Source organism: Cryobacterium roopkundense (assembly GCF_014200405.1).
GTDB lineage: Bacteria > Actinomycetota > Actinomycetes > Actinomycetales > Microbacteriaceae > Cryobacterium > Cryobacterium roopkundense.
The window spans coordinates 461,872-481,284 of the sequence record NZ_JACHBQ010000001.1 but is presented as its reverse complement, the minus strand read 5'-3'; the positions used below and the strand labels follow the sequence as shown (position 1 = coordinate 481,284).

Here is a 19,413-nt window from a genome sequence, read left to right as displayed (position 1 = left end):
CGGCGCAGGGTTGGCCCTGCCGTCGCGAAGCCGGCCGACACACACCCCGTTCCGTCGAAACCACTCCTGGAATCCCCACGGTCTCCGCGCCAAATGATAGTCATGGACGCGTCTTACGCTTCGTCATACAATTGCTTCATGGCAATCGTCAACTTTCGCACGGACGAGCTCACCCAGCAGGCGCTCGACGAACTCACGGCCGACGGCGCAACCGTTTCCGCCGCCATCAGGCAGGCACTTCTCGATGCCGCTCGGCAGCGGCGACGGGATCTCATGCGGCGTGAATCCACAGCGCTGATGAACGACCCCTCGGATGTCGCGGAAAGTCGCGCTGTGCTGCGCGACATGGACGACCTCCGTGCGTGGTGACATTCACCGACTTCGCGCACCTCAAGGCGCGCGCGGCCACGAGCAATCCGGTGCACGATTCGCCGTCATTCTGCAGTCGGACCAGTTAATGCTGTCGACGCTTCTGGTCGCGCCGACCTCACGTTCCGCGCAACCGCAAAGCTTTCGACCGACAATTTCTATCGGCGGCGAAAGCACTCAGGTGCTGGTGGAGCAGACAACGGCCATCGCGCCGGAGCGCCTCGGCATTCTCGTGGGGCATGTCAGTCGCGACGAACTTGACTGTATCGACGACGCCCTGCGCCTGGCCCTGGAGCTCGATTAACGAACCGCACAAATTACGCTGGTCGTGGCGCCCAGAGCTCAGTGCACCACCCGGTACGTCACGTGGGTCACCAGGTCACGCTCCACGGAGCTCACCTGCTCCAGCGTCACGCCGTCGAGCCCCTCCAGCAACGGCTCGCCGGCACGCAGCACCACGGGCGCGACATGCAGCCGCAGCTCCTCGATCAGCCCGGCTGACAGGTATTGCCGCACGGTGGAGGCCCCACCAGCTATCGCCACCGTGCGATCCCCCGCGACCAAACGCGCCTGCTCCATCGCGGACTCGATGCCGTCGGTCACGAACGTGAACGTCGTGCCGCCCTCCATCACGAGCGGCGCGCGCGGGTGGTGCGTGAGCACGAACACCGGCGCGTGGTACGGCGGGTCCTCGCCCCACCAGCCCGTCCACTCGTGGTCCCATTCGCCGCGGCCCGGTCCGAACATGTTGCGGCCCATGACGAACGCGCCCGCGTCCACGATGGCCGCGATCTCCGCGGCGTTCTCGTCGGCGAGCTCCATCATCCAGCGGTGCAGTCGTTCGCCGCCTTCTCCAAGCGGATGCTCCAGGCTCTGATTCGGACCCGCCGCGAAGCCATCGCTCGAGACCGTGATGTCGCAGGTAACTGTCATGTCAGTCGCTCCTCGTCAGTCGGTCACGGCCGTCGACGACGCCTTGCCCGGTACCGGATCGTACCTCAGGGAGCTTCGACTAAACCGGCCACTGCCCGCGGTCAGTGCCCGCAGCTCGATCGCGTATCGCACCAACTCGGCATCCGGAATCTCGGCCCGGATCTCGGTGCGCTCACCGCTCACCGACGTGGTGCCGGTCACGTGGGCCCGCCGGGTGGAGAGGTCGATCATCACCGCTCCCACGTGGGCGTCGGGCACCGTGATCCGCACGGCCGAGACGGGTTCCAGCAGCTGGACGCGGGTCACCGCGGCGGCCTCCCGCAGCGCGAGGGCACCGGCGGCCTGGAACGCGGCATCCGATGAATCGACGCTGTGAGTCTTGCCGCCCGTGAGCGTCACCCGAATGTCCACCAAGGGGAACCCCGCCGCCACGCCACGCTGCATCTGCGCCCGCACGCCCTTCTCGACCGACTCGATGTAGTGCTTGGGCACCGCGCCGCCCACGATCTTGTCTACGAACTCGAACCCGGCGCCGCGTTCGAGCGGTTCCACCTCGATCTCGCAGACCCCGTACTGGCCGTGTCCGCCGGACTGCTTCACGTACCGGCCCCGGGCCGACACCGCCACGGTGAAGGTCTCCCGCAGCGGCGTGATCACGTCGACGGTCTGCACGTTCACGCCCTGGGCGCGCAGCCTGTCGAGCACCACCTCGGCGTGCGCCTCCCCCATGCACCACAGCACGAGCTGGTGCGTTTCGGCGTTGCGCTCCACGCGCAGCGTCGGATCGACGGCCGCCACCTTGCCGAGGTTCTTGGCGAGCGCGTCTTCGTCGCTGTGCGCTGCGCCCTGCACGGCCACCGGCATCAGCGGCTCCGGCATCTGCCACGCGTCCACGAGCACGGGCGCCTCTCGGTCCGAAACGGTGTCGCCGGTCTCGGCGCTCGTCAGCCGGGTGAGCGCGCAGATATCCCCCGCCACGGCAAACGGCACCGGGCGGAGGATGGCCCCCAGCGGTGATTGCAGGTGCGTCACCCGCTCGTCGCTGTCGTGGTCCTGATGGCCCCGGTCGGTGAGCCCGTGGCCGCCCACGTGCACAATGGAGTCCTCCCGAAGCGTGCCGGAGAACACCCGCACCAGGCACACCCGGCCGAGGAACGAGTCGATGGTCGTGCGCACCACCTCGCCCACCAGGGGGCCGTCGGGGTCGCAGCTCAGCGGCCCGGCCGGCTTGCCGTTCAGGTCGGATACCGTGGGCAGCGCCCGTTCCAGCGGTGAGGGGAACGCGCCGGTCAGCAGCTCCAACACCTCGGTCAGTCCCACACCGGTTTCAGCGGATGTCGCCAGCACCGGATACAAAGACCCTCGCGCCACCGCAACCTCCAGATCGGCGATGAGTGTCTCGAGGGCGATGTCTTCGCCGCCGAGGTAGCGCTCCATCAGGGACTCGTCTTCGCTCTCGGCGATGATCCCCTCGATCAGCGCGGCTCGCGCCGATTCGGCCTCGTCGCGTTCGACGTTGGTCGCCGGCCGCACGGCGGGGTCGGCGGCGCCCGCGCGGGAGCCTGACACCGTGCCCGACAGCACGCCGAGCAACCCCGTGATCGCGCCGCCCGCACGGACCGGCGCGTACAGCGGCAGCACCGACACGCCGAACGCGTTCTGGCAGGCCGCGAGCACGGCGTCGTAGTCAGCTCGCGGGTGGTCGATCCGGCTGATCACCACGGCTCGCGGCATGCCGATGCGTTCGCATTCCTCCCACAGGGCTGTGGTGGCCGCGTCGACGCCGTCGACGGCGGAGACCACGAAGAGGGCGGCATCCGCTGCCCGCAGCCCGGCGCGCACGTCGCCGATGAAATCGACGTAGCCCGGGGTGTCGAGCAGGTTCACCTTTACGTCGGCGACCACGAGCGGCAGCACCGAGAGCGTGACGGATCGTTGCTGGTGGATCTCGCTCGGGTCCGAGTCGCTCACCGTGCTGCCGGCGAGGATCGACCCCATGCGCGTGATGACGCCCGTGGCCACGAGCAGCGCTTCGGCGAGCATGGTCTTGCCGGCGCCCGACCGGCCCACCAGTGCCACGTTGCGGATCTTCTCGGGCCGATCCGCCGGCGCCCCCGACCCCGAGGCCCGCCGCTGCTCCGCGCCGCCCCGGCCCGACGCTTTCGGCGTTTCCTGTGCACCCTTACCCGACATGAGCATCTCCCGCCGTGGTCGTCTCGACTTCCCGAGTTGTTGTAGCCGATTTGACACCCAGAACCGGCGCGCGGCAAGGGGCGATCGTGGTGCCGGTTCCAATCCAGCAGCGGATGCCCAACCGTCGCCGCACTTCCACCGAGAGCTCGAGCCCGACAACGGATGCTACGTCTCGCACCGCGCACACAGGCAGTCGTCAGTGCCAGCTACAGAAACTCTCGTGCAGCGACCGAGACATCCCACGACCCCCGCCATCGCCGGAATTGCCCATTGCTTCGGGCTACCGCGTCAGCGGAAACGCGCTCGCCAAACGGGCGAGGGCGACCTCACCAACGATGGGGATGCCGTAGTCCCGGGCTTTTCGGGCCTTGCCGGAGAGTGAATTCGGATCCGCGGCGACCAGAAGCGCAACTTTCTTGGTCACCGCGCTTCGAGGGGCGAAACCACGGCTGAGGAGCTCAGATTCCCAGGCGCTTCGAGGCCGAGCCATATCGCCGGTGAGCACCACGAGATCGCCGAGGTGCAGTTTGAAATGGGCGGTAGTCACGACTATGAGCGACGCTGCCGGCTGATCGAGTGCAGCGTCCAACGCATCCGCTGGAATATCGAGGAGGTTGGCAACGTCGACAAGGTCGGCCATTTCAGCCGTGGTGAGGACGTTGTCGGACCATGCGATTCGAGCGAGGGCGGTGAAGTACTCGCTGTGCAGCACCTCGCACCGATGACGGCTGAGGCCAAGCTCTTCGGCAAGCAGCACGAGGGCCTGGGCTTCATGAGCGGATAGGTGCCGGTCGATCAGGCATCGATCGAGCAGCGCAAGGTATTCCTGGTCTTGGGCCGGGCCAGTAATTTCGGGCAGCCGAGTACTGATCCGCCCCAGAAAAGTCGATGCGGTCTGTTCCTGCGCACCATCGGGTCGTTCGTACCACGAGCGCGGCGCCGCCGACATGGTTGGCCAGCTGTAGTCAGCGGCCAGGGCCAGCGAATCGCCCCAGATGCTCGGATTCGCGGCACTGGCGATGTAACTGGCCAGCAGTTGGGCGGTCGCGTAGGCGTCGACGGAGGCTCGGTGGGCGCCGGTGAGGTCGATGTCGTAGGCGGCACAACAGTCGGCCAGTGAACGACCGGTCCCCGAGAGCAAGTCGCGGGCCAGTTGCATGGTGCAGAGGCTAACCACCGGGTCGGCAACGGGATAGTTGGCGCGGGCAAGTTCGGCCATGAGGAAGCGCGTATCGAAGCCGGCGTTGTGGGCGACGATGACCCGGCCGCTGAGCAGAGAGACGAGTCGCGGCGCAACCTCGGCGAAGGTCGGCGCGTTCATTACGTCCGCGGCACGCACACGGTGAATGTCCTGGCGTCCGAGGTCTCTGCCCGGATTGATGAGTGTTTCCCGTTGGCCCTCGATTTGGCCTTCGGCAGTGACGTGCACCACGGCGACTTCGATGACACGGTCGTGACCGCCCGGAAAGAGACCAGTGGTCTCGAAGTCGATGACGGCGAATCCGGATGCGGGCACGGGGCTCCTGTGCTGAAGGGCGTGATCCTCACACTGTAGCCATGGGGTAGACCGGGCCGCGCTTCGTGGGCGTCAGGGCACCTCAACGCGGGTTTCACTCCATTGCTTGCGGCGTCGGAATTAGACCCCCCAAAGCTCGGGTCGCAAAGTATTCGTAGAGGCTGGTTTCAATTGGGCTCGCGAGGTCTAAGCCTGAATCCACCGGTTGGCCTCTGATGAATTCTTGATTTGGGCGCGATCCTTTTTCGGGGTTTTGGGCTCGGTCGAGCTGTGGGCCTTGATGCCTGGGTGTTCCACTGGGGTTCCTGGTTGCGCCCGGTCGGGCTCGATGGTTAGGTGGCGGCGCGGCCGGGCGGGTTGCAAACGCTGGTGAACAGCGCCGACCAGCCTTCTTCCCAGGGCCAGCTTTCGGGCAGGTGCAATGTGACGCGTCGTGCCGACGTGGATACTCTGGCGGCGACGTTGATGAGTTTGCGGCGAACGGTCGCGGTGACGGCTTTTCCGAGGGCGGGATTGGCGAGGGTGCCGGCGGCGCGGGTGAGATTGAACGTGATGCAGGCCAGCACCAGCCAGGCGGCGTTGGCCGTGAATACGCCGGACGGGAAGTGCGCCATCGCCGACGCTTTCATGTCGGCGTTCAAATTTTCGATGATCGCATGGTGGCGGTGGGTTTTGTCGGCGTCAACGGTGTTCAGGGTGCTGGTGGTGAAGAACGCGTGAAAGCGGAACAGGTCGAAAAGGGTGCCTTGCCCGGCGGCGACGGTCTTGTTCAGTTCCGGGATGCGGCGCACGACGAGGCGTCCAGGGATTTGTTCGCTCTTCTTCTTGGAGCCGAACGCGGTGAAGGGGATTTCGGCGACTTCCGCGTCGGAGATCCACCGCCCGGTGGCGTCGTCGAAGATCGCATTGGTGTATTTGATCGGGGTCCACGCGGTATCGGGGATGGTGCTGATACCCGCTTTCACCAATGAATTCAGGCGTGCCGTGATCGAAACCATCGCCCCGGCACGGAGGGCAGCTTGGATGACGGCGCTGACGTAGTAGGCGCTGTCGGCTCGGAGGAGAAGCATTCCTTTTGCGGTTGGGCTGCGCAGTCGTTTCACGGTCGCGAGGGTGTCGGAGACGAATTTCTTTGCGCCGCGGGCGGAGTTGGTGGGGCCTTTGCGTAGCCGGGAGCTGACGATGATCGGAGCGGCCGATCCGGTGCTGACGATGGCGAGCAGGGCGTTGAGGCCGCGAACACCGGAGTAGCCAAACCCGGCGCCTTGCTTCTTATATCCGTGCACTTCCCTGATGGTGTCGTCAATATCGACCAGGGCGAGGTCGTCGATACCGGTCACGATCGGCGTGACGGCGCCGAGGTTCTGCAGCCACCGGGACGCGGCGGCGTCGAGCTGGCGGACATGGCCAAAAGCGAACGCGCGCAGGAACGATCCCAGGGTCGAGGGCGCATAGGTTCCGGTGAACAATTTCCGGAGAGCGCCGTGCCGGAGCACGGCCATATCGTCGATGGAGTCGGCGCCGGTGAGCATTCCTGCGACCAGTGCCAGCGCTTTCAGGCCGGCATTCGCGCCGAAGTAACCGGGCAGTTTCACCCACTCATCGACCAGCGCGCCGAGGCCTGTTTTCTCGGCCAGAGCCATCGTGGGCACCAGTCCGGCCGACGACACGAGATTGGGGTCGTCGAAGGATGCAGAAAAGGACCGGTGAGTGTGAGAAAGTTGCATCTACGAGATGCCTCCTTGATCGTTGAATAGTTTGTCTAAGTAACAACTATTTTAGCTGATCAGAGGGGTATTCTCGGTTTAACGCGCCGTCAGAATCTGAGGTCGACCGGTGGATTCAGGCTAAGGTCATCGTGACAATATCCAGTGACTTCCCGCAGCCGCCGGAGATTTTTGTTTGCTGAGCGTCCTGGGATGTGGCTCTGCCCATGTAATAGAAGTCGGTACCCTCTGCGTCATCCTTCTTCGCAAAAACATGGAGAGGCAGCCGGTTTTCGACAATCGCTTTCACGTCGGGACTGGCCAGGGTGCGCTGAGGTTTGGAATACCACGTCAACGTCGACGGGTTAAGAAACTCGTCTGGATACTTCGTACTTTCCGACACGTCTGCCCCTTTGTGGTAGGTCACAAATATGGGACAACTATTCGAAATAAAATCAACCTTGTATCCGTACATCGTGCTTTGCTCATTCGACTTCCAATTGAGCAGCCGGCAAACGTCCTTGCGGGAATAGCGTTGACCCACCTCAAGTTCGCCGCTCCATCTGTATCGGTGTCGGGCAAGATACAGCCCTGACGCGAGGACATCTCGCACGTGGTCCTGAAAGACTGGCTCTTTGTTCCAGGCCGTCAAAAACTTCTCGCCCAAGGCGTACGCGCCGTCATGAAGGGTGACCAGAGGAGCGGCACCGTACTTGTCCATTTCGGCTTTTTTGAAGAATGACAGGTTCAGTATGGCCAGCACAGAAGCGAGGGTCTTGGGTTCGGCTGCCAGGCCGCTCGCCTCGAGAATTTCTCTGAAGTCCTCAACGTCTAGTGCGCCAGGCCGCGAGAGAAGTTCTGTGAGAAGCAGGAGCTCATGCGGTCGCTTGCCATTGAGCAGTTCCTCGGAGAGGAACGTTAAGACTGAGTCTTCGTAGGCTCCCGCCGGCTCGTCGATCGCTTTTACCTTGTGGAGAAACCGCCAGTAGTTCCTTTGCTTTGTGGCTATTACGGTGGGATCGACGAGCTCGAGGCGGGCGAAGTCGAGCAACAACGGAGCGCGACCCAGTCGGTTTTGCAGTTCGACGAAGGCCTTCTTGAGGTTCGTCATGCTGTCGAGAGTTGTGGTTGCGAGGGATGCGAAAATTCTCTCTCTCGAGATTGCGTCAAAGTTGACGCTTGAGAGCCCCGCTATCGCACCGGCCTCCTGCGCATCGATTATCTTCTTCCGAATCGAATCCTTGTTCAGGCTGCTGTCACCGAACAAAGCGATCGGAATCAGGTAATTGTTGTCGTAGTTGCCAATGAAGTCGATCACGACCAGATGATCTTTGCCCGCCGCCTTGCGCAGCCCTCGCCCGAGCTGCTGCGTGAATACGATGCTGGAGAGCGTCTGCCGAAGCATGATCACCTGGTTGACCGAGGGGATGTCAATCCCTTCATTGAAGATGTCGACGGTCGCTATGTAGTCCAGTTCGCCGCGCTCCAGCATCTGCACAGCCAGTTCGCGTTCGTCGACCGGGTCGTTACCGCTCAGAGCACGCGTTCGCAGCTGTTTCCCATGAACCTTGCGGAGGTTCAGAAGCACGGAGAGCTCTGCCGCCTCAGCGTTCTTGCTGCAGAAGATCAGTCCACGAACTGGCACTCCGACATGGCCATATCTTTCGATTGTAGAAACGAGATGGTCAACACGCTCAGAGGCGACCAGCCTGCGGAGATCCGCTAGTTCATCGATAACTTCGCCGTTGTCCATCTCGAAGTCGGTGACGCCGTAGTAGTGAAACGGTGCCAGCATGTCCGCTTCCAGAGCCTTCTGCAGACGGATCTCGTACGGAACGTTGTAGTGAAACAGCTCGAACACGTTGAAATCGTCGGTGCGCTCGGGCGTCGCGGTCATCCCCAGTAGGAACGCGGGCTCCAGGTGATCGATGACCCTGCGATAGCTCTCAGCACCTGCTCGGTGCACTTCGTCGATCAGAACGTAGTCGAAGGCATCGGGCTCAATCGCAGCAAGATTCTCTGGCCGGGAGAGGGACTGAATCGAGGCGAACACATAGCGACGATCGATCTCGTGTTTCGCCCCCACGAATTTGCCAAAATCGCTGTCCCGGGCTCCTAATACGCGCTTGAACTCACAGATCGCGCGGTCAAGAATCTGCTCGCGGTGCACGATGAACAACATTCGTTTCGGGGCAGACGTGCGCACGTCGAGCGCCGAGAGAATGGTCTTTCCAGTACCCGTTGCGGAAATCACCACTCCCCGGGTCTCACCCGAGTCCCGTAAAGCCGCAATCTCTGCGAGTGCCTCGATCTGCATGGCGTTGGGCAGGATCTCTCCGCTTGGCGGCAGGTCGACGGACTCCTCAATTGGATTGCCTCCCAACGGAGCCTGCCGGACCCGCGCCGACCAAGTCAGCTCATACTGGTCAATCCACTCCTCCGTGAGTTCTACCGAGGCTTCAATATGCACCCTGGCAGCGCGGTTGAGCTGCTGCACGATGTCGCCGTCAGGAAGTGCCGAAAAGCGCAGATTCCATTCGTGGTTCTGGAGCAAGGCGCGTTCGGTCAGATTTGAGCTGCCCACAATCGCCGTGGTGGTTGCCTCCTGCTCAAAGATGTAACCCTTGGCATGAAATCCGGCAGCAGAGTCGGGATGCACGAACACGCGAATGCCGTCGAGGTTGAGGAGCTCACGAAACGCGCCAGGCGCATTGAATCCCAAATATGTGGAAGTGATAATTGTTCCGGATCCTTGAAAATCGAGGATCGCCTGTTTGAGCATCGCTATCGCACTTGGCGTAATGAATGCGACGGAGAACACGAAGTGCTTCGAGCGCTTGAGCTCATCACGAATCGCTCGGAGCATAGTGTTGCCGTCAGAATTTGAGACGAGCATGGGGTGGAAAACCTGGTCGGCCTTGACCTGGGCGTCCAGAAAACCAAAGGTGGTGTCAATCGTCAGTTGACGAATAGCCGCGCTCACACCCGAAAGTCCTTCATGACTCGCTCCACCGCAGGAATATCGGCCGGAGCCCAATCGAGCTGGTCAAGCTCGGCGGCCTCAACCCACCGAATCTCCGAGTGCTCGGTCAGTCGGGGTTCTGCACCCGTAAGAGAGCAGTAGTAAGTAGTCAGAATCACGATGCCGAAATCGTACTCGTGCTCTGTGGTTTGGACGTGCTCGCCGATCTCTGCCGAGCAGAGCAGCTCTTCTTCAAGTTCACGGATTAGGGCTTGCTCCGGCGACTCGTCGGGCTCAATCTTGCCCCCGGGAAACTCCCACATGCCAGGCAGCGACATGGTCAATCCCCGCCGTGCCGCGAGAATTGTCTGCCCCCTCGTGAGGACAGCACCCACGACGTCTATTCTCTTCTTTGTCAAAAGTTGCACTCCGTTGCTCAGCTGTCCATCCCTAAATCCAGCATAGCCAGCGCCAACCGACCGGTGCTCGCCTCGTCAACATGTCCGAATGATGATGTGGGAGACACACGGTTACGCGGGTGTGGCTGGGTGCGGCCCGGCCAGCAACCGAACCAAATTCCGGCGCGCTGAGCCCGGCGTCGGCTCCATCAGGTCACCACGGCTGTGCCCTTGCACCGCGGATATCCACAGCAACCCAGGAACGGACCGCGTTTGCCCGTGCGCTCGACCATGAACGCACGGCCGCACCTCGGGCAGACGATCGATTCGAGGGCCTCGCCGATGGCGTTGGTGCGCACGATGCCGTGGTCACGAATCAATTCCATCAGGAACGGAGATTCCCTGTTCTTGACGGTGACCAGCAGCACGCCACGCCGAGCTCGTGTCAGGGCCACGTAGAAGAGCCTGCGTTCCTCGGCCCGGCTGAAGTCCTCGGCGACAGGCATCGCTATGCGCAGCACCGGGTCATTCGGGATGGTGCTCGGAAAGCCCCACTTACCCGAGACCATGCCCGGAATCACGATGTAATCGGCTTCGGCGCCTTTCGATGCGTGGATCGTCATAAACGTCACGTCGAGAAGATCCGAGAGGTCGCGGCAGTCCGGCAGGCAATCGATCTGATGGCGGTATCGTCCCAGAACAAAAACTGTGATCCTGAGACCCACAGCCCGGGGAATCGTCCCCCTGGCGATCTGGGCATGCAGTGCTTTCAGGCGGTGATGAATGGCCTTTTTGACGGCTTCATCCGTGTCGACGGATACTGCCCCGATCGTCGGCGGGAATTCCGCAGCGGAGGACACGACCCGCTTGACCAGCTGACTAGGGTTCTGCAGCACGAAATGGCTGGACACATCCGCTACCGACTGAGGAAACCGGAACGTGCGCTCCAGTCGCATCACCTCGCTGGGCCCAAACAAGTCCTCGAAGCCGGTCATCACCGACACGTCAGCACCAGCAAACCGGTTGATGCTTTGCCAGTCGTCACCGACCGCGAACAGGTGACGGCCAGGCTTGGCGACGAGCGCTCGAGCGAGCCTCGCCCTTGCATTGCTGGCGTCCTGGAACTCGTCCACCATCACCAACTCATACGGACTCTCCCAGTCGCCGGCTTCCAGGTGCTCGGCCGACAGATTCAGCATGTCTTCGAAGTCGATGCAACCCTCCGTGGCCAACTTCTCGTCCCATGCGCGTCGAATTGGGGCGAACAGCCGCAGGAACGCCGCATCACGGAATCTCACCTGGCCGTGTGTTTGCTCCTCAAGGCGTTCTCGTAGAGCCTCGTCACTCAAGCAATTGCTCTTGGCGTGTGTGAGAAAGGACCGAAACGTCTGAAGCAGCCGGCCGTAATCTGTGGGTGATTGGCCGGCGAGCAGCCGCTCGGGGTTCGCCCGCAAATGGATGCCGCGCTCGGTCAGCTCCTTCGCCAGGTGACTGAGCCCTTCTCCACTCCACAACTCAGCCATTGTCGTTTCCAGGAGTGTGGTGCCGTGGTGGCGATGTGTTTCCCGCTTCCACTGCATGCCCTCGAGGTACCCGACGAACTCCTCTGGAGCCTGCCCATTCTCATCGACCGCCCAGTGTTCGTGGTACGCGTCTATCTGCGGGTAGTAGAAGTCCGGATGGTACTGCCGGTGCTCTGAATCGGCGGTGTCGACCTCGTACTCGCGTTCGTAGACATACTCGACACCGTTGAAGTACAGCCAGTCGGCGATCATCCGTTCGCCCGTGCTCCTGACCAGCTCACCTTGGGCGGTGCGGAAGGCAGGCGCTTTGGCGGCGGTAACGGGCTCCGCATCAGGGTCGGGATAGTCCCGAGCGAGCACTGCCCGGAAGAAGTCCCAGTGAATGCGAAAGGGCGGGTTGGTCGCGCGGAGAACATCCACGATTCGCCCCAACTGGGCGAGGTCTCCCCCGCCATCTAGCCAAGGCGCCAGCGTTGGTTTGCGGCCCGTGGCCTTTCCAATGATCTCAAGGCCCAAGGCATGGAACGTTTTCGCGACAACGCGGTCCGCGTCAAGTCCCAAGGGCGCCAAACGTTTCTGCGTGCGTGCTCCCAACTCTTTGGCTGCCGCATTGTTGAAGGCCAGCATCAGTATTTTCTCCGGCATGACCAGGTTGCGGTGGAGTGCGAACCCAGCCTTGGCGACCATAGTCGAGGTCTTGCCGGAACCGGCCGAGGCGACCACCAACATCCTGTTGTCAAAGCACACCACAGCGCGGGTTTGCTCAGGCGTAAGCGGGGAGGATTCCACGTTCTGAAAGAAGGCCCCACAGGCTTCGAGCTCGCTGTCGTAGTGACTTTCGTTCTGCGCTGCGATGAACGCCGGCAGGTCGTCCCGCCACATTCTGATGGCCTCGCGCATGACTGCCGAGAGGCCTGCGATGTGCTGCTCGAGATCTGGATTATCGAGCAGGGTGCCGAAGCCCACTGCTGCCTTCCTGGCGACCCAGTGCGCCGAGAATTCCGTCGTCACCAGCCGCTGGTTCTGAGCTGCACCGCGATCGCGATGGCCAAAGCCTCGGTGAACAGGCGCGCCTGATTGGCGGCCCGATCGAATTCGGCGGTTAGGTCAAGAATTCGCTGGGTTTCCTGCGCAGTGATCCGCGCCGCCGTGAAACACCGCGCAAGGACGGATGCGCGGTGGTTCGGGAGGCCTCGTAAGAGGAATGGCCCGTCGGGATGCTCGAGCTCGACGGTCGACCAGATCACGCCTCGGGTGACTGTCAGCCCGCCGCATGACCCGATGGGGAGTCGCAGGGTTTGACCGTCGCGGCTGAGTTGTGCGTGGATGCCCTCGAGAGCGAACATCCATTCACCGGAGTCGGTGAATCTCTTCCCCAGCGCGGATGGCTGCCAGGTCTTGCTCCCCCGCGTCGCGTCAGGCTTGTGCTGCGGCTCTATCGGTTCCGCGTCTTTGACACCACGTGCCATAGTGATCCCCCGATCCTGGTTTGAATCTACTTGCTTTCGCAGACGGGAACCACTGTGACGTTCGAACCGCCTCAGCAACTTCACCGGAGTGTCGTTCACCCAGGTGGGCGCCGACCGGGTGGCTGTCGCGGGCGCGACGGGCGGCATCCGCCCCGACGAACTGAAGGTGACACTCGGCTTCAGCGGCGGCTGGCTCGGCGAGGGGCAAATCAGCTACGCCGGCCCGCGTGCGTTGCAGCGCGCCGAACTCGCTGGGGAGATCGTGGCCGAGCGGCTGCGCGAGGTGCACGGCCTCGCCGCCGAGAACGTCTTCGTGGAATTCATCGGCGCCGGCGCCGCCTTCCGCGGCCTCGACTCCCGCGACGCCCACGAGGTGCGCCTACGCGTCACCGCCCGCGCCGCCAACGCCGAGGCAGCGGATGCCGTGGGCTGGGAAGTCGAGGCCCTCTACACGAACGGCCCCGCGGCCGGCGGCGGCGCCCGCCGCTCGGTCGCCGAGGTGCTGTCGATTCGGTCGTGCCTGATCCCCCGCGCCCTGGTGTCGACCGACGTGCACCTGCTGGAGGTATCGTCATGACCGCGCTCGACCTGCTGGCGGACGTGCGTACCGGCGACAAGGGCTCCACGCTGATCCTCGCGGTACTCCCTCGCGACGACGAGGCATATTCGTATCTACTGTCGCAGCTGACCGGCGAAGTGGTGTCTGCGCACTTCGGTGCCCTGGTGACCGGTTTGGCGCGCCGCACGGCCCTGCCCCAGCTGCCCGGCTTCGTGTTCGAGCTGCCCGGCGTGCTCGGCGGCGGCGTCACCGGCTCGCCGTCCCTCGACGGCCACGGCAAGACCCTCAGTTACCACCTGCTGAGCCTGGAGGTTTAGGCGCAGGCGTTCAGTGCCCCACTACCAGGGTGAAGTGACCAAGTGCGGAGGCCGCTTGCTGCTCCTACTCGGTCCAGCTCAAGCCGAGGGCCTCAAACGCTGCGATGAGTTCCGGAGTCTCAGCGGACAAGGCCATCGAGATGATCTCGGTGAGCAGTGGCGAAATTTCTGAGTCCGTCGACGGTCGTTCGAAGAGTGCCCAGAGCCTGAGGTCATCGCCATGCCGGGAAGCGAACTCGACGCCGTCGATCACTGGTTGGGTCTGCTGGTAGAGCCAATTCGCGATTGTGCGGGTGAGATCGCGTGGGCCCGAGTCCTTCAGAGCCGCTGCATCGAGATCTGAGGATCCCAATCTACGCGCCGTGTCGATGAACAGCGGCCAGAGCACTGCGAGCGTGTCTGCGGAAGTTGCTACACAGAACGTGCCCTGCAAAGTCGCGGTCGACGCGCACCGATCCTCGAGCCAGCGGTAGCTCACCGCGGACGGTTCACGAGCAGGGAATTCGATGGTGTCTGCCGGGTCTTCCTCGATTTGCTCGAGAGCATCGACCAGATGGGTGTCGCGCCGGAACTTGGCTAGGAGCTCCATCAGGCAAGCGAAGAGTGATTCCCCGGCGTAGACGGTTCGGAACTGACCGGCGACGTCATCCCACCGCCCATTGAAGCGCCCCTCGTCCGTTGCGTGCTTCCAGTCACTCCAGGCCCACGGGTCAGGACGGAATCCCACCCGCCAGACCGTTCCCGGGTCGATGCTGAGGACGAGACCGGCTCCAGGCACGCCGACGACTAGCCGAAAGCCACGAATGAACGCGCGGCGGCCAAAACGGCCGGGCCCGCGGTGGCGAGATCTTGTTCAAGTAGCACGCGTGCAGGAGCCCTGTCCTCAAGCTCGGGGTTCATTCCTTGAAACCAGCTCGCTACCGTCGACGCCGACTCACGGTCACGTAGCAACGCCATCACATGGAATGTGACGCGCAGCCTTTGAACGACCTCGGCCGAAGGGGTACGTTCACCATTTGCCCACTCTCGAACTGCGCGCGTTTCGCGAACGCCGCCTATGTCGGCGACCAGCTTCGCGCCCAGGGTGTCTCGCAGCCCCAGAACGATTTCCGCGGGCGTCAGTCGCACTGAGTCCGTATACCCGCGCAGACCGGGCCGTGCTGTCCGAGTACTCATGGCCTCATTTCACTCCGTTTTCCCACAAATAGCAACAGAAACCCCCAAGTTTTACATATGTAATCCCAACCGAGAACACATCTGAAACAACACTAATGATCAACTTCGACACTCGCGGACGTCTCCATAACCATCGAAGTGACCATCCGCCGCAGGGCGCTCCCTGAGACGCGCTCGCTCGAGGAAGATTTTGAGCACAGACATTCACGCACCCGCACCTTTTATGCCAAGCAGTGTTCCATGCGTCTCAAAGAATTCCGCCAGTTTTCTACCCTGGCCGGGCCGCGTGTAACCTTCGGAACCCTCAGAGACTGCCGATTCCTTCTGTGACCACCTGGGCGTAGAGGGGGATTCCCACGAAAACAACCAACGTCGCCACCACCGCGAAGCTGAACAGCGTCCACGAGACGCGCCGCACGCGCGCCGTTCTCACCTCGCGGTCGATCATGGTGAACTGTTCCTTCAGGTTCGGAGTGGGTGGCGACGTGGGTGCACTCCAGGTCGATGGCGCGTCGATAATCGCCGTGAGCTCAACCAGTTCCACTTCGGAAAGTGCAGCGGGTCCTTTCAGCAGCCACCGCCTCAAGTTGTTCGAATCCAAGACCTGGACCGCGTCAGGCTTACTCTTGATCGTGATTTGGCCCGGGCTCACCAGCGCGATCACGGCCTGCGCCGGCGGGAGCTGCGGCATCCGCTCGCAGAGCATTTTTGTGACGCGAGTCGCCTCGAATTTTGAGTTGCGAAGGTGCGCCTGCTTCTGGCCGTTGACCATGAAAGACCGTTCAGCCACCCAGATCTTCTTGCCGCGATGGTGCTTGGTGTTGATGGTGAAGATCCCGCCGGGGCCGATAACCAGATGGTCGATGTCGGCATCGGCCTTTCCGATGGGAAGTGCATGAAAGACGCGCCACTGCGGCGGGAGACGGCTGAGGACTTTGCCCACCTCGATCTCGCCCAAAGCACCGAGATACCAGGCGACGCTGTCGGCGGCCAGCGGGGAGCGGCCCCAGAGCCTGGCCACATGTGAGCGCGGCGGCAACGTTTGCTGTTCACGCAGCAACTCTTCGATCACCGATTGGGCCGCAATCTGCTCGCTCATGTGAAGTGACTGCGTTGTCATGCATCCCCCGATATTTAGTGCCACTCTACCGGCCGCTGCGGCAGACGCTCAGGCCGACGGGACAGACTCGATGCGCCGCTCCTCCATACGCGTGACAGCACGGATCAGCCGCCTCAATACGCCTCACGGAAGGAGCACTGGATCGGCCAAGGCCGCCCCAGGAAGGACGCTCCCACTCATACCGGGCTCTTGAGCGGGCCTGGCGCGAAGATCTGGATTCGTATTCGTGAAACGCCCAAGACGGCCAGATCGAGCACTGCTGTTGTACCGCTAAAGCCGAGCTGAGCCTGGAGGTTTAGGCGGGACTTTCGACGGGTCGGCGAGGGCCGTACACGTCGGCACGGTGGACTATCCGGAGCACGTAGACGATGTTCGCGTGCTCGTCGATCCTGACCAAGACGCGGTAGGCGATGCCGACGTAGCCACTTCGCATGCCTTCAAGTTCGACGCCGAGCGGCTTGGTGACCCGCAGCGGGTTGTCTGCGAGGGGACCGTCACAGAAGCGGAGCACAGCGTCGGCGAGCTTGGCCGGCAACCGCTCGAGGGACCGAACCGCGGGGCCGGTCAACCGGACGTCGAAGGGTTCGTCGGCGGTCACTACCGGCGTGCCAGCTGAGCGCGCACCTCGGCGAGGCTCAACGTGCGACCTTCCGCGATGTCCGCCTCGGCCTCATCGATCTCAGACCGATGGTGAGGATCCGCGAGCCAACTCAGCGTTTCGGTAAGCGATTCCAAATCGTCCGGTGAGAGCAGCACGGCCGCCGGCTTGCCGTGTCGCGTAATAATAACGGCGCCGTGAGTCGCTTCCACGCTTTCGACGAGAGTCGAGAGCGTGTCCTTCGCTTCACTGACCGATACGATTCGCATAGGCAAATTTTAGCCCGATTTTTGGCCAGTTTTCTAGCCGAACTTTCTTCTGGGTTCGTTCGACCAAGCGGCGACCATAGCGGTGCTCTGCGTTCACTCGGCCGGGAGCCGCGCGACCTTCTCGACCAGTTTCTTCCGGTCACGGTGCAGGCTCCACCAGCTGACCGTTCCCCTGACCTGAATCTTTCCGATCTCTTCGAGGGTGGGGAGATTGCGCTCAGCGAGCTCCCGGGACACGACCTCGGCATCCTGCCCAGTGTTCGCTTCGATCACCTCATGTGCCGCCTTCACCGGCTCCGAGGCCAGCGCATGGGCTGCGATCTCTGCGTCAATCGTCGCGATCTTGGTTTCGAGCTCGTGGAGCGATTCTCGGCGGAACATGGGACCTACCTCGACCGCGACGGGGAGGTGCGCGAGCGGAGGGCCACGCCGCCTACGGGAACGACCACCAATCCCGCAGCACAGAGAAGAGCGATCCACTCCCCCGTGGCCAGGCTCGCCCAGAATCCGATGCCCAGGATCACCACGCTGTACACGATTCCGACAGTCCAGATCCACGTGGGCGACGAGCTGACTCGAGCTGTTGACATGAGGCCACCCTATCGGGCGCCCCTCACACGTCGCGGACGGCATCTGCATCGGCCGGCGCTGATGCGCCAGCGACGCCACAGCGATGAGGGAGGCATCGTGGCGATCAAGTCAGATACCCATAAATTGCTTCTTCCCTGCCAGACCTGAAAGCGGTACAATATTCTGTACCACTCTGAGAGTTGAGGTTTCATGGCAATCACCGCTTCCGACGCTCGCGCCCGCTTGTTTCCTCTCATCGAACAGGTCAATGACGACCATGTGCCGGTGGAGATCGTTTCGAAGAAGGGCAGCGCCGTCCTGATGTCCCTGGCCGACTATCAAGCCCTAGAAGAGACCGCACATCTGCTCCGTTCGCCGGCGAACGCGGCCCACCTGCTGGAGAGCATCGCGCAACATCGCGCCGGAAGCGCGACGGCGCATCCGCTGGCCGAGTGAACATCCTCTTCACGGACAAGGCCTGGGCGGACTACCAGTACTGGGTCTCAACCGATCGGGCCATGCTCAAGCGCATCAACCGGCTCATCGAAGAGACACGCCGCACGCCGTTCACAGGCATCGGGAAGCCCGAAGCGCTCAAGCATCAACTCGCCGGCTACTGGTCGCGTCGCATCACGGACGAGCACCGGCTGGTGTACGCCGTCGAGGCGAGCAACCTCGTGATCATCGCCGCTCGGCATCACTATTGACGACATCCGCTGACGAACCCGAAACTTGGCACTCCCCTTGCCCCGGGGCATAACTCCTGCAATTTGCGACGGCGACGGAGAACTGCCGCGAGATTACGGGCATCCGTCGCTGAGACCGCACGAATTGCAAGAGTTATGCCGCGGCCCGAGGTGAGAGGGGGTCAAGCCGGTCTAGATATCTCGGTGCGGCATTTTATGATTTCAAGGCCTATTTCATAAAATGCTTCGAGCATTTTATGAATATTGAAACCGCCTAGCGGACCGACCGGGTGAGCGTGATCGGGCCGTCTTCGGTGATGGCGATGGTGTGTTCCGAGTGGGCCGTGCGGCTTCCGTCCGCGCTGCGCAGCGTCCAGCCGTCGGGGTCCATTTTCAGCTCATCGGTACCGCGCATGAACCACGGCTCGATCGCGATGACGAGCCCCGGCTTGAGCGGAAACCCGCGACCGGGCCGGCCGTTGTTCGGCACGGACGGGTCGCCGTGCATCGTGCGCCCAACGCCGTGTCCGCCGAAGTCCAAGTTCACGGTGAGGCCCGCCTCGTGTGCAACAGTTCCGATCGCGTGGGAGATGTCCCCGATCTTGTTTCCCACCACGGCGGCCGCGATGCCGGCGTCGAGTGCCCGCTCGGTGAGGGCGATGAGTTCGAGGTCTTCGGCCCGAGCGTCGCCGACGACCATACTGATCGCGGAATCGGCCACCCAGCCGTTCACGTTGGTGGCGAAGTCGAGGCTGAGCAGGTCGCCATTCTCGAGCCGGTAGGGGCGAGGCTTTCCGTGCAGAACGGCGTCGTTCACCGAGGTGCACAGCACGTAGCCGAACGGTCCTGAGCCGAACGACGGCGTATAGTCCAGGTAGCAGGACTCGGCGCCCCGCTTACGGATGAGGTCGTGAGCGAACGCATCCAGCTCGAGCAGGCTCACCCCCACCGCGGCGCGTGCTTTCAGCGCCTGCAGTGTGGACGCGACGAAGTCGCCGGCCGCCTGCATCTCGTCAATTTCGCCTGCCGTGCGCAGCTCGATCATCTGG

At 62.8% G+C, this 19,413-nt stretch carries 22 protein-coding genes; 6 read left to right on the top strand and 16 right to left on the bottom strand.

Translation table 11 applies throughout. From position 1 onward, the window contains the following. Positions 1–138: 138 nt before the first annotated feature. Positions 139–369, top strand: coding sequence for a hypothetical protein (locus tag BJ997_RS02320; protein WP_035840253.1), 231 nt, complete (start codon positions 139–141; stop codon positions 367–369). Beyond that, entirely contained in the window at positions 359–673 is a 315-nt protein-coding gene (locus tag BJ997_RS02315) for a type II toxin-antitoxin system PemK/MazF family toxin (protein WP_035840252.1), read from the top strand. Before BJ997_RS02320 ends, BJ997_RS02315 begins: the two co-directional genes overlap by 11 nt. A 38-nt stretch (positions 674–711) precedes the next feature. On the opposite strand, the gene BJ997_RS02310 is transcribed toward BJ997_RS02315, so the two are convergent. The 8 genes from BJ997_RS02310 to BJ997_RS02275 form a co-directional block, all read right to left on the bottom strand. Next, positions 712–1,302, bottom strand: coding sequence for a dihydrofolate reductase family protein (locus BJ997_RS02310; RefSeq protein WP_035840251.1), 591 nt, complete (start codon positions 1,300–1,302; stop codon positions 712–714). A 15-nt stretch (positions 1,303–1,317) separates the two neighbouring features. Beyond that, positions 1,318–3,495, bottom strand: a complete 2,178-nt coding sequence (locus tag BJ997_RS02305) for an elongation factor G-like protein EF-G2 (RefSeq protein ID WP_035840255.1) — start codon at positions 3,493–3,495, stop codon at positions 1,318–1,320. Positions 3,496–3,775: 280 nt separating this feature from the next. Then, positions 3,776–5,011 carry an exonuclease domain-containing protein gene (locus BJ997_RS02300; RefSeq protein WP_035840245.1) on the bottom strand — a complete coding sequence of 412 codons (1,236 nt, stop codon included), beginning with the start codon at positions 5,009–5,011 and terminating at the stop codon, positions 3,776–3,778. Positions 5,012–5,343: 332 nt separating this feature from the next. After that, positions 5,344–6,738, bottom strand: coding sequence for an IS1380 family transposase (locus BJ997_RS02295; RefSeq protein WP_035841044.1), 1,395 nt, complete (start codon positions 6,736–6,738; stop codon positions 5,344–5,346). A 115-nt stretch (positions 6,739–6,853) separates the two neighbouring features. Beyond that, a complete protein-coding gene (locus BJ997_RS02290; RefSeq protein WP_338080916.1) occupies positions 6,854–9,700 on the bottom strand; it encodes a DEAD/DEAH box helicase in 2,847 nt (948 codons plus the stop codon). Further along, positions 9,697–10,074, bottom strand: coding sequence for an NUDIX domain-containing protein (locus BJ997_RS02285; RefSeq protein ID WP_084141493.1), 378 nt, complete (start codon positions 10,072–10,074; stop codon positions 9,697–9,699). Before BJ997_RS02285 ends, BJ997_RS02290 begins: the two co-directional genes overlap by 4 nt. Positions 10,075–10,286: 212 nt before the next feature. Further along, positions 10,287–12,611, bottom strand: a complete 2,325-nt coding sequence (locus tag BJ997_RS02280) for a UvrD-helicase domain-containing protein (protein WP_152602294.1) — start codon at positions 12,609–12,611, stop codon at positions 10,287–10,289. Beyond that, a complete protein-coding gene (locus BJ997_RS02275) occupies positions 12,608–13,069 on the bottom strand; it encodes a hypothetical protein (RefSeq protein WP_035838255.1) in 462 nt (153 codons plus the stop codon). Before BJ997_RS02275 ends, BJ997_RS02280 begins: the two co-directional genes overlap by 4 nt. 88 nt (positions 13,070–13,157) lie before the next feature. Here BJ997_RS02275 and BJ997_RS02270 point away from each other — a divergent pair, with 88 nt between their 5' ends. After that, the gene (locus BJ997_RS02270; protein ID WP_084141488.1) at positions 13,158–13,646 is read left to right on the top strand and encodes an acyclic terpene utilization AtuA family protein; all 489 of its coding nucleotides are present in this window, start codon (positions 13,158–13,160) and stop codon (positions 13,644–13,646) included. Then, positions 13,643–13,945: an AtuA-related protein gene (locus tag BJ997_RS02265; RefSeq protein WP_035838253.1), complete on the top strand. Its 303-nt coding sequence runs from the start codon at positions 13,643–13,645 to the stop codon at positions 13,943–13,945. Before BJ997_RS02270 ends, BJ997_RS02265 begins: the two co-directional genes overlap by 4 nt. 64 nt (positions 13,946–14,009) lie before the next feature. On the opposite strand, the gene BJ997_RS02260 is transcribed toward BJ997_RS02265, so the two are convergent. From BJ997_RS02260 to BJ997_RS02230, 7 genes are all read right to left on the bottom strand, one after another. Next, entirely contained in the window at positions 14,010–14,723 is a 714-nt protein-coding gene (locus BJ997_RS02260; protein WP_035838251.1) for an RES domain-containing protein, read from the bottom strand. An 8-nt stretch (positions 14,724–14,731) separates the two neighbouring features. After that, positions 14,732–15,121 carry a hypothetical protein gene (locus BJ997_RS02255; RefSeq protein ID WP_035838249.1) on the bottom strand — a complete coding sequence of 130 codons (390 nt, stop codon included), beginning with the start codon at positions 15,119–15,121 and terminating at the stop codon, positions 14,732–14,734. Between the two features lie 304 nt (positions 15,122–15,425). After that, entirely contained in the window at positions 15,426–16,220 is a 795-nt protein-coding gene (locus tag BJ997_RS02250) for a nuclease-related domain-containing protein (protein ID WP_052542510.1), read from the bottom strand. Positions 16,221–16,536: 316 nt separating this feature from the next. Beyond that, on the bottom strand, positions 16,537–16,839 hold the full coding sequence (locus BJ997_RS02245) for a type II toxin-antitoxin system RelE family toxin (protein WP_035838247.1): 303 nt from the start codon (positions 16,837–16,839) through the stop codon (positions 16,537–16,539). Then, positions 16,839–17,108 carry a type II toxin-antitoxin system Phd/YefM family antitoxin gene (locus BJ997_RS02240; RefSeq protein ID WP_035838245.1) on the bottom strand — a complete coding sequence of 90 codons (270 nt, stop codon included), beginning with the start codon at positions 17,106–17,108 and terminating at the stop codon, positions 16,839–16,841. The genes BJ997_RS02245 and BJ997_RS02240 overlap by 1 nt, the downstream gene beginning before the upstream one ends. 93 nt (positions 17,109–17,201) lie before the next feature. Further along, positions 17,202–17,489, bottom strand: a complete 288-nt coding sequence (locus tag BJ997_RS02235) for a hypothetical protein (protein ID WP_221243917.1) — start codon at positions 17,487–17,489, stop codon at positions 17,202–17,204. A gap of 5 nt (positions 17,490–17,494) precedes the next feature. Then, on the bottom strand, positions 17,495–17,698 hold the full coding sequence (locus tag BJ997_RS02230) for a hypothetical protein (protein ID WP_152602293.1): 204 nt from the start codon (positions 17,696–17,698) through the stop codon (positions 17,495–17,497). A 190-nt stretch (positions 17,699–17,888) separates the two neighbouring features. Between BJ997_RS02230 and BJ997_RS02225 the strand changes: the two genes are divergently transcribed. Both BJ997_RS02225 and BJ997_RS02220 read left to right on the top strand, forming a co-directional pair. Further along, positions 17,889–18,134 (top strand): type II toxin-antitoxin system Phd/YefM family antitoxin, encoded by a 246-nt coding sequence (locus BJ997_RS02225; RefSeq protein WP_035838241.1) that lies wholly within the window; start codon positions 17,889–17,891, stop codon positions 18,132–18,134. Beyond that, positions 18,131–18,385, top strand: coding sequence for a Txe/YoeB family addiction module toxin (locus tag BJ997_RS02220; RefSeq protein ID WP_035838239.1), 255 nt, complete (start codon positions 18,131–18,133; stop codon positions 18,383–18,385). The genes BJ997_RS02225 and BJ997_RS02220 overlap by 4 nt, the downstream gene beginning before the upstream one ends. 253 nt (positions 18,386–18,638) lie before the next feature. Here the strand turns inward: BJ997_RS02220 and map are convergent, their stop codons facing one another. Further along, positions 18,639–19,409: a type I methionyl aminopeptidase gene (gene map / locus BJ997_RS02215; protein ID WP_035838237.1), complete on the bottom strand. Its 771-nt coding sequence runs from the start codon at positions 19,407–19,409 to the stop codon at positions 18,639–18,641. Positions 19,410–19,413: the final 4 nt, after the last annotated feature.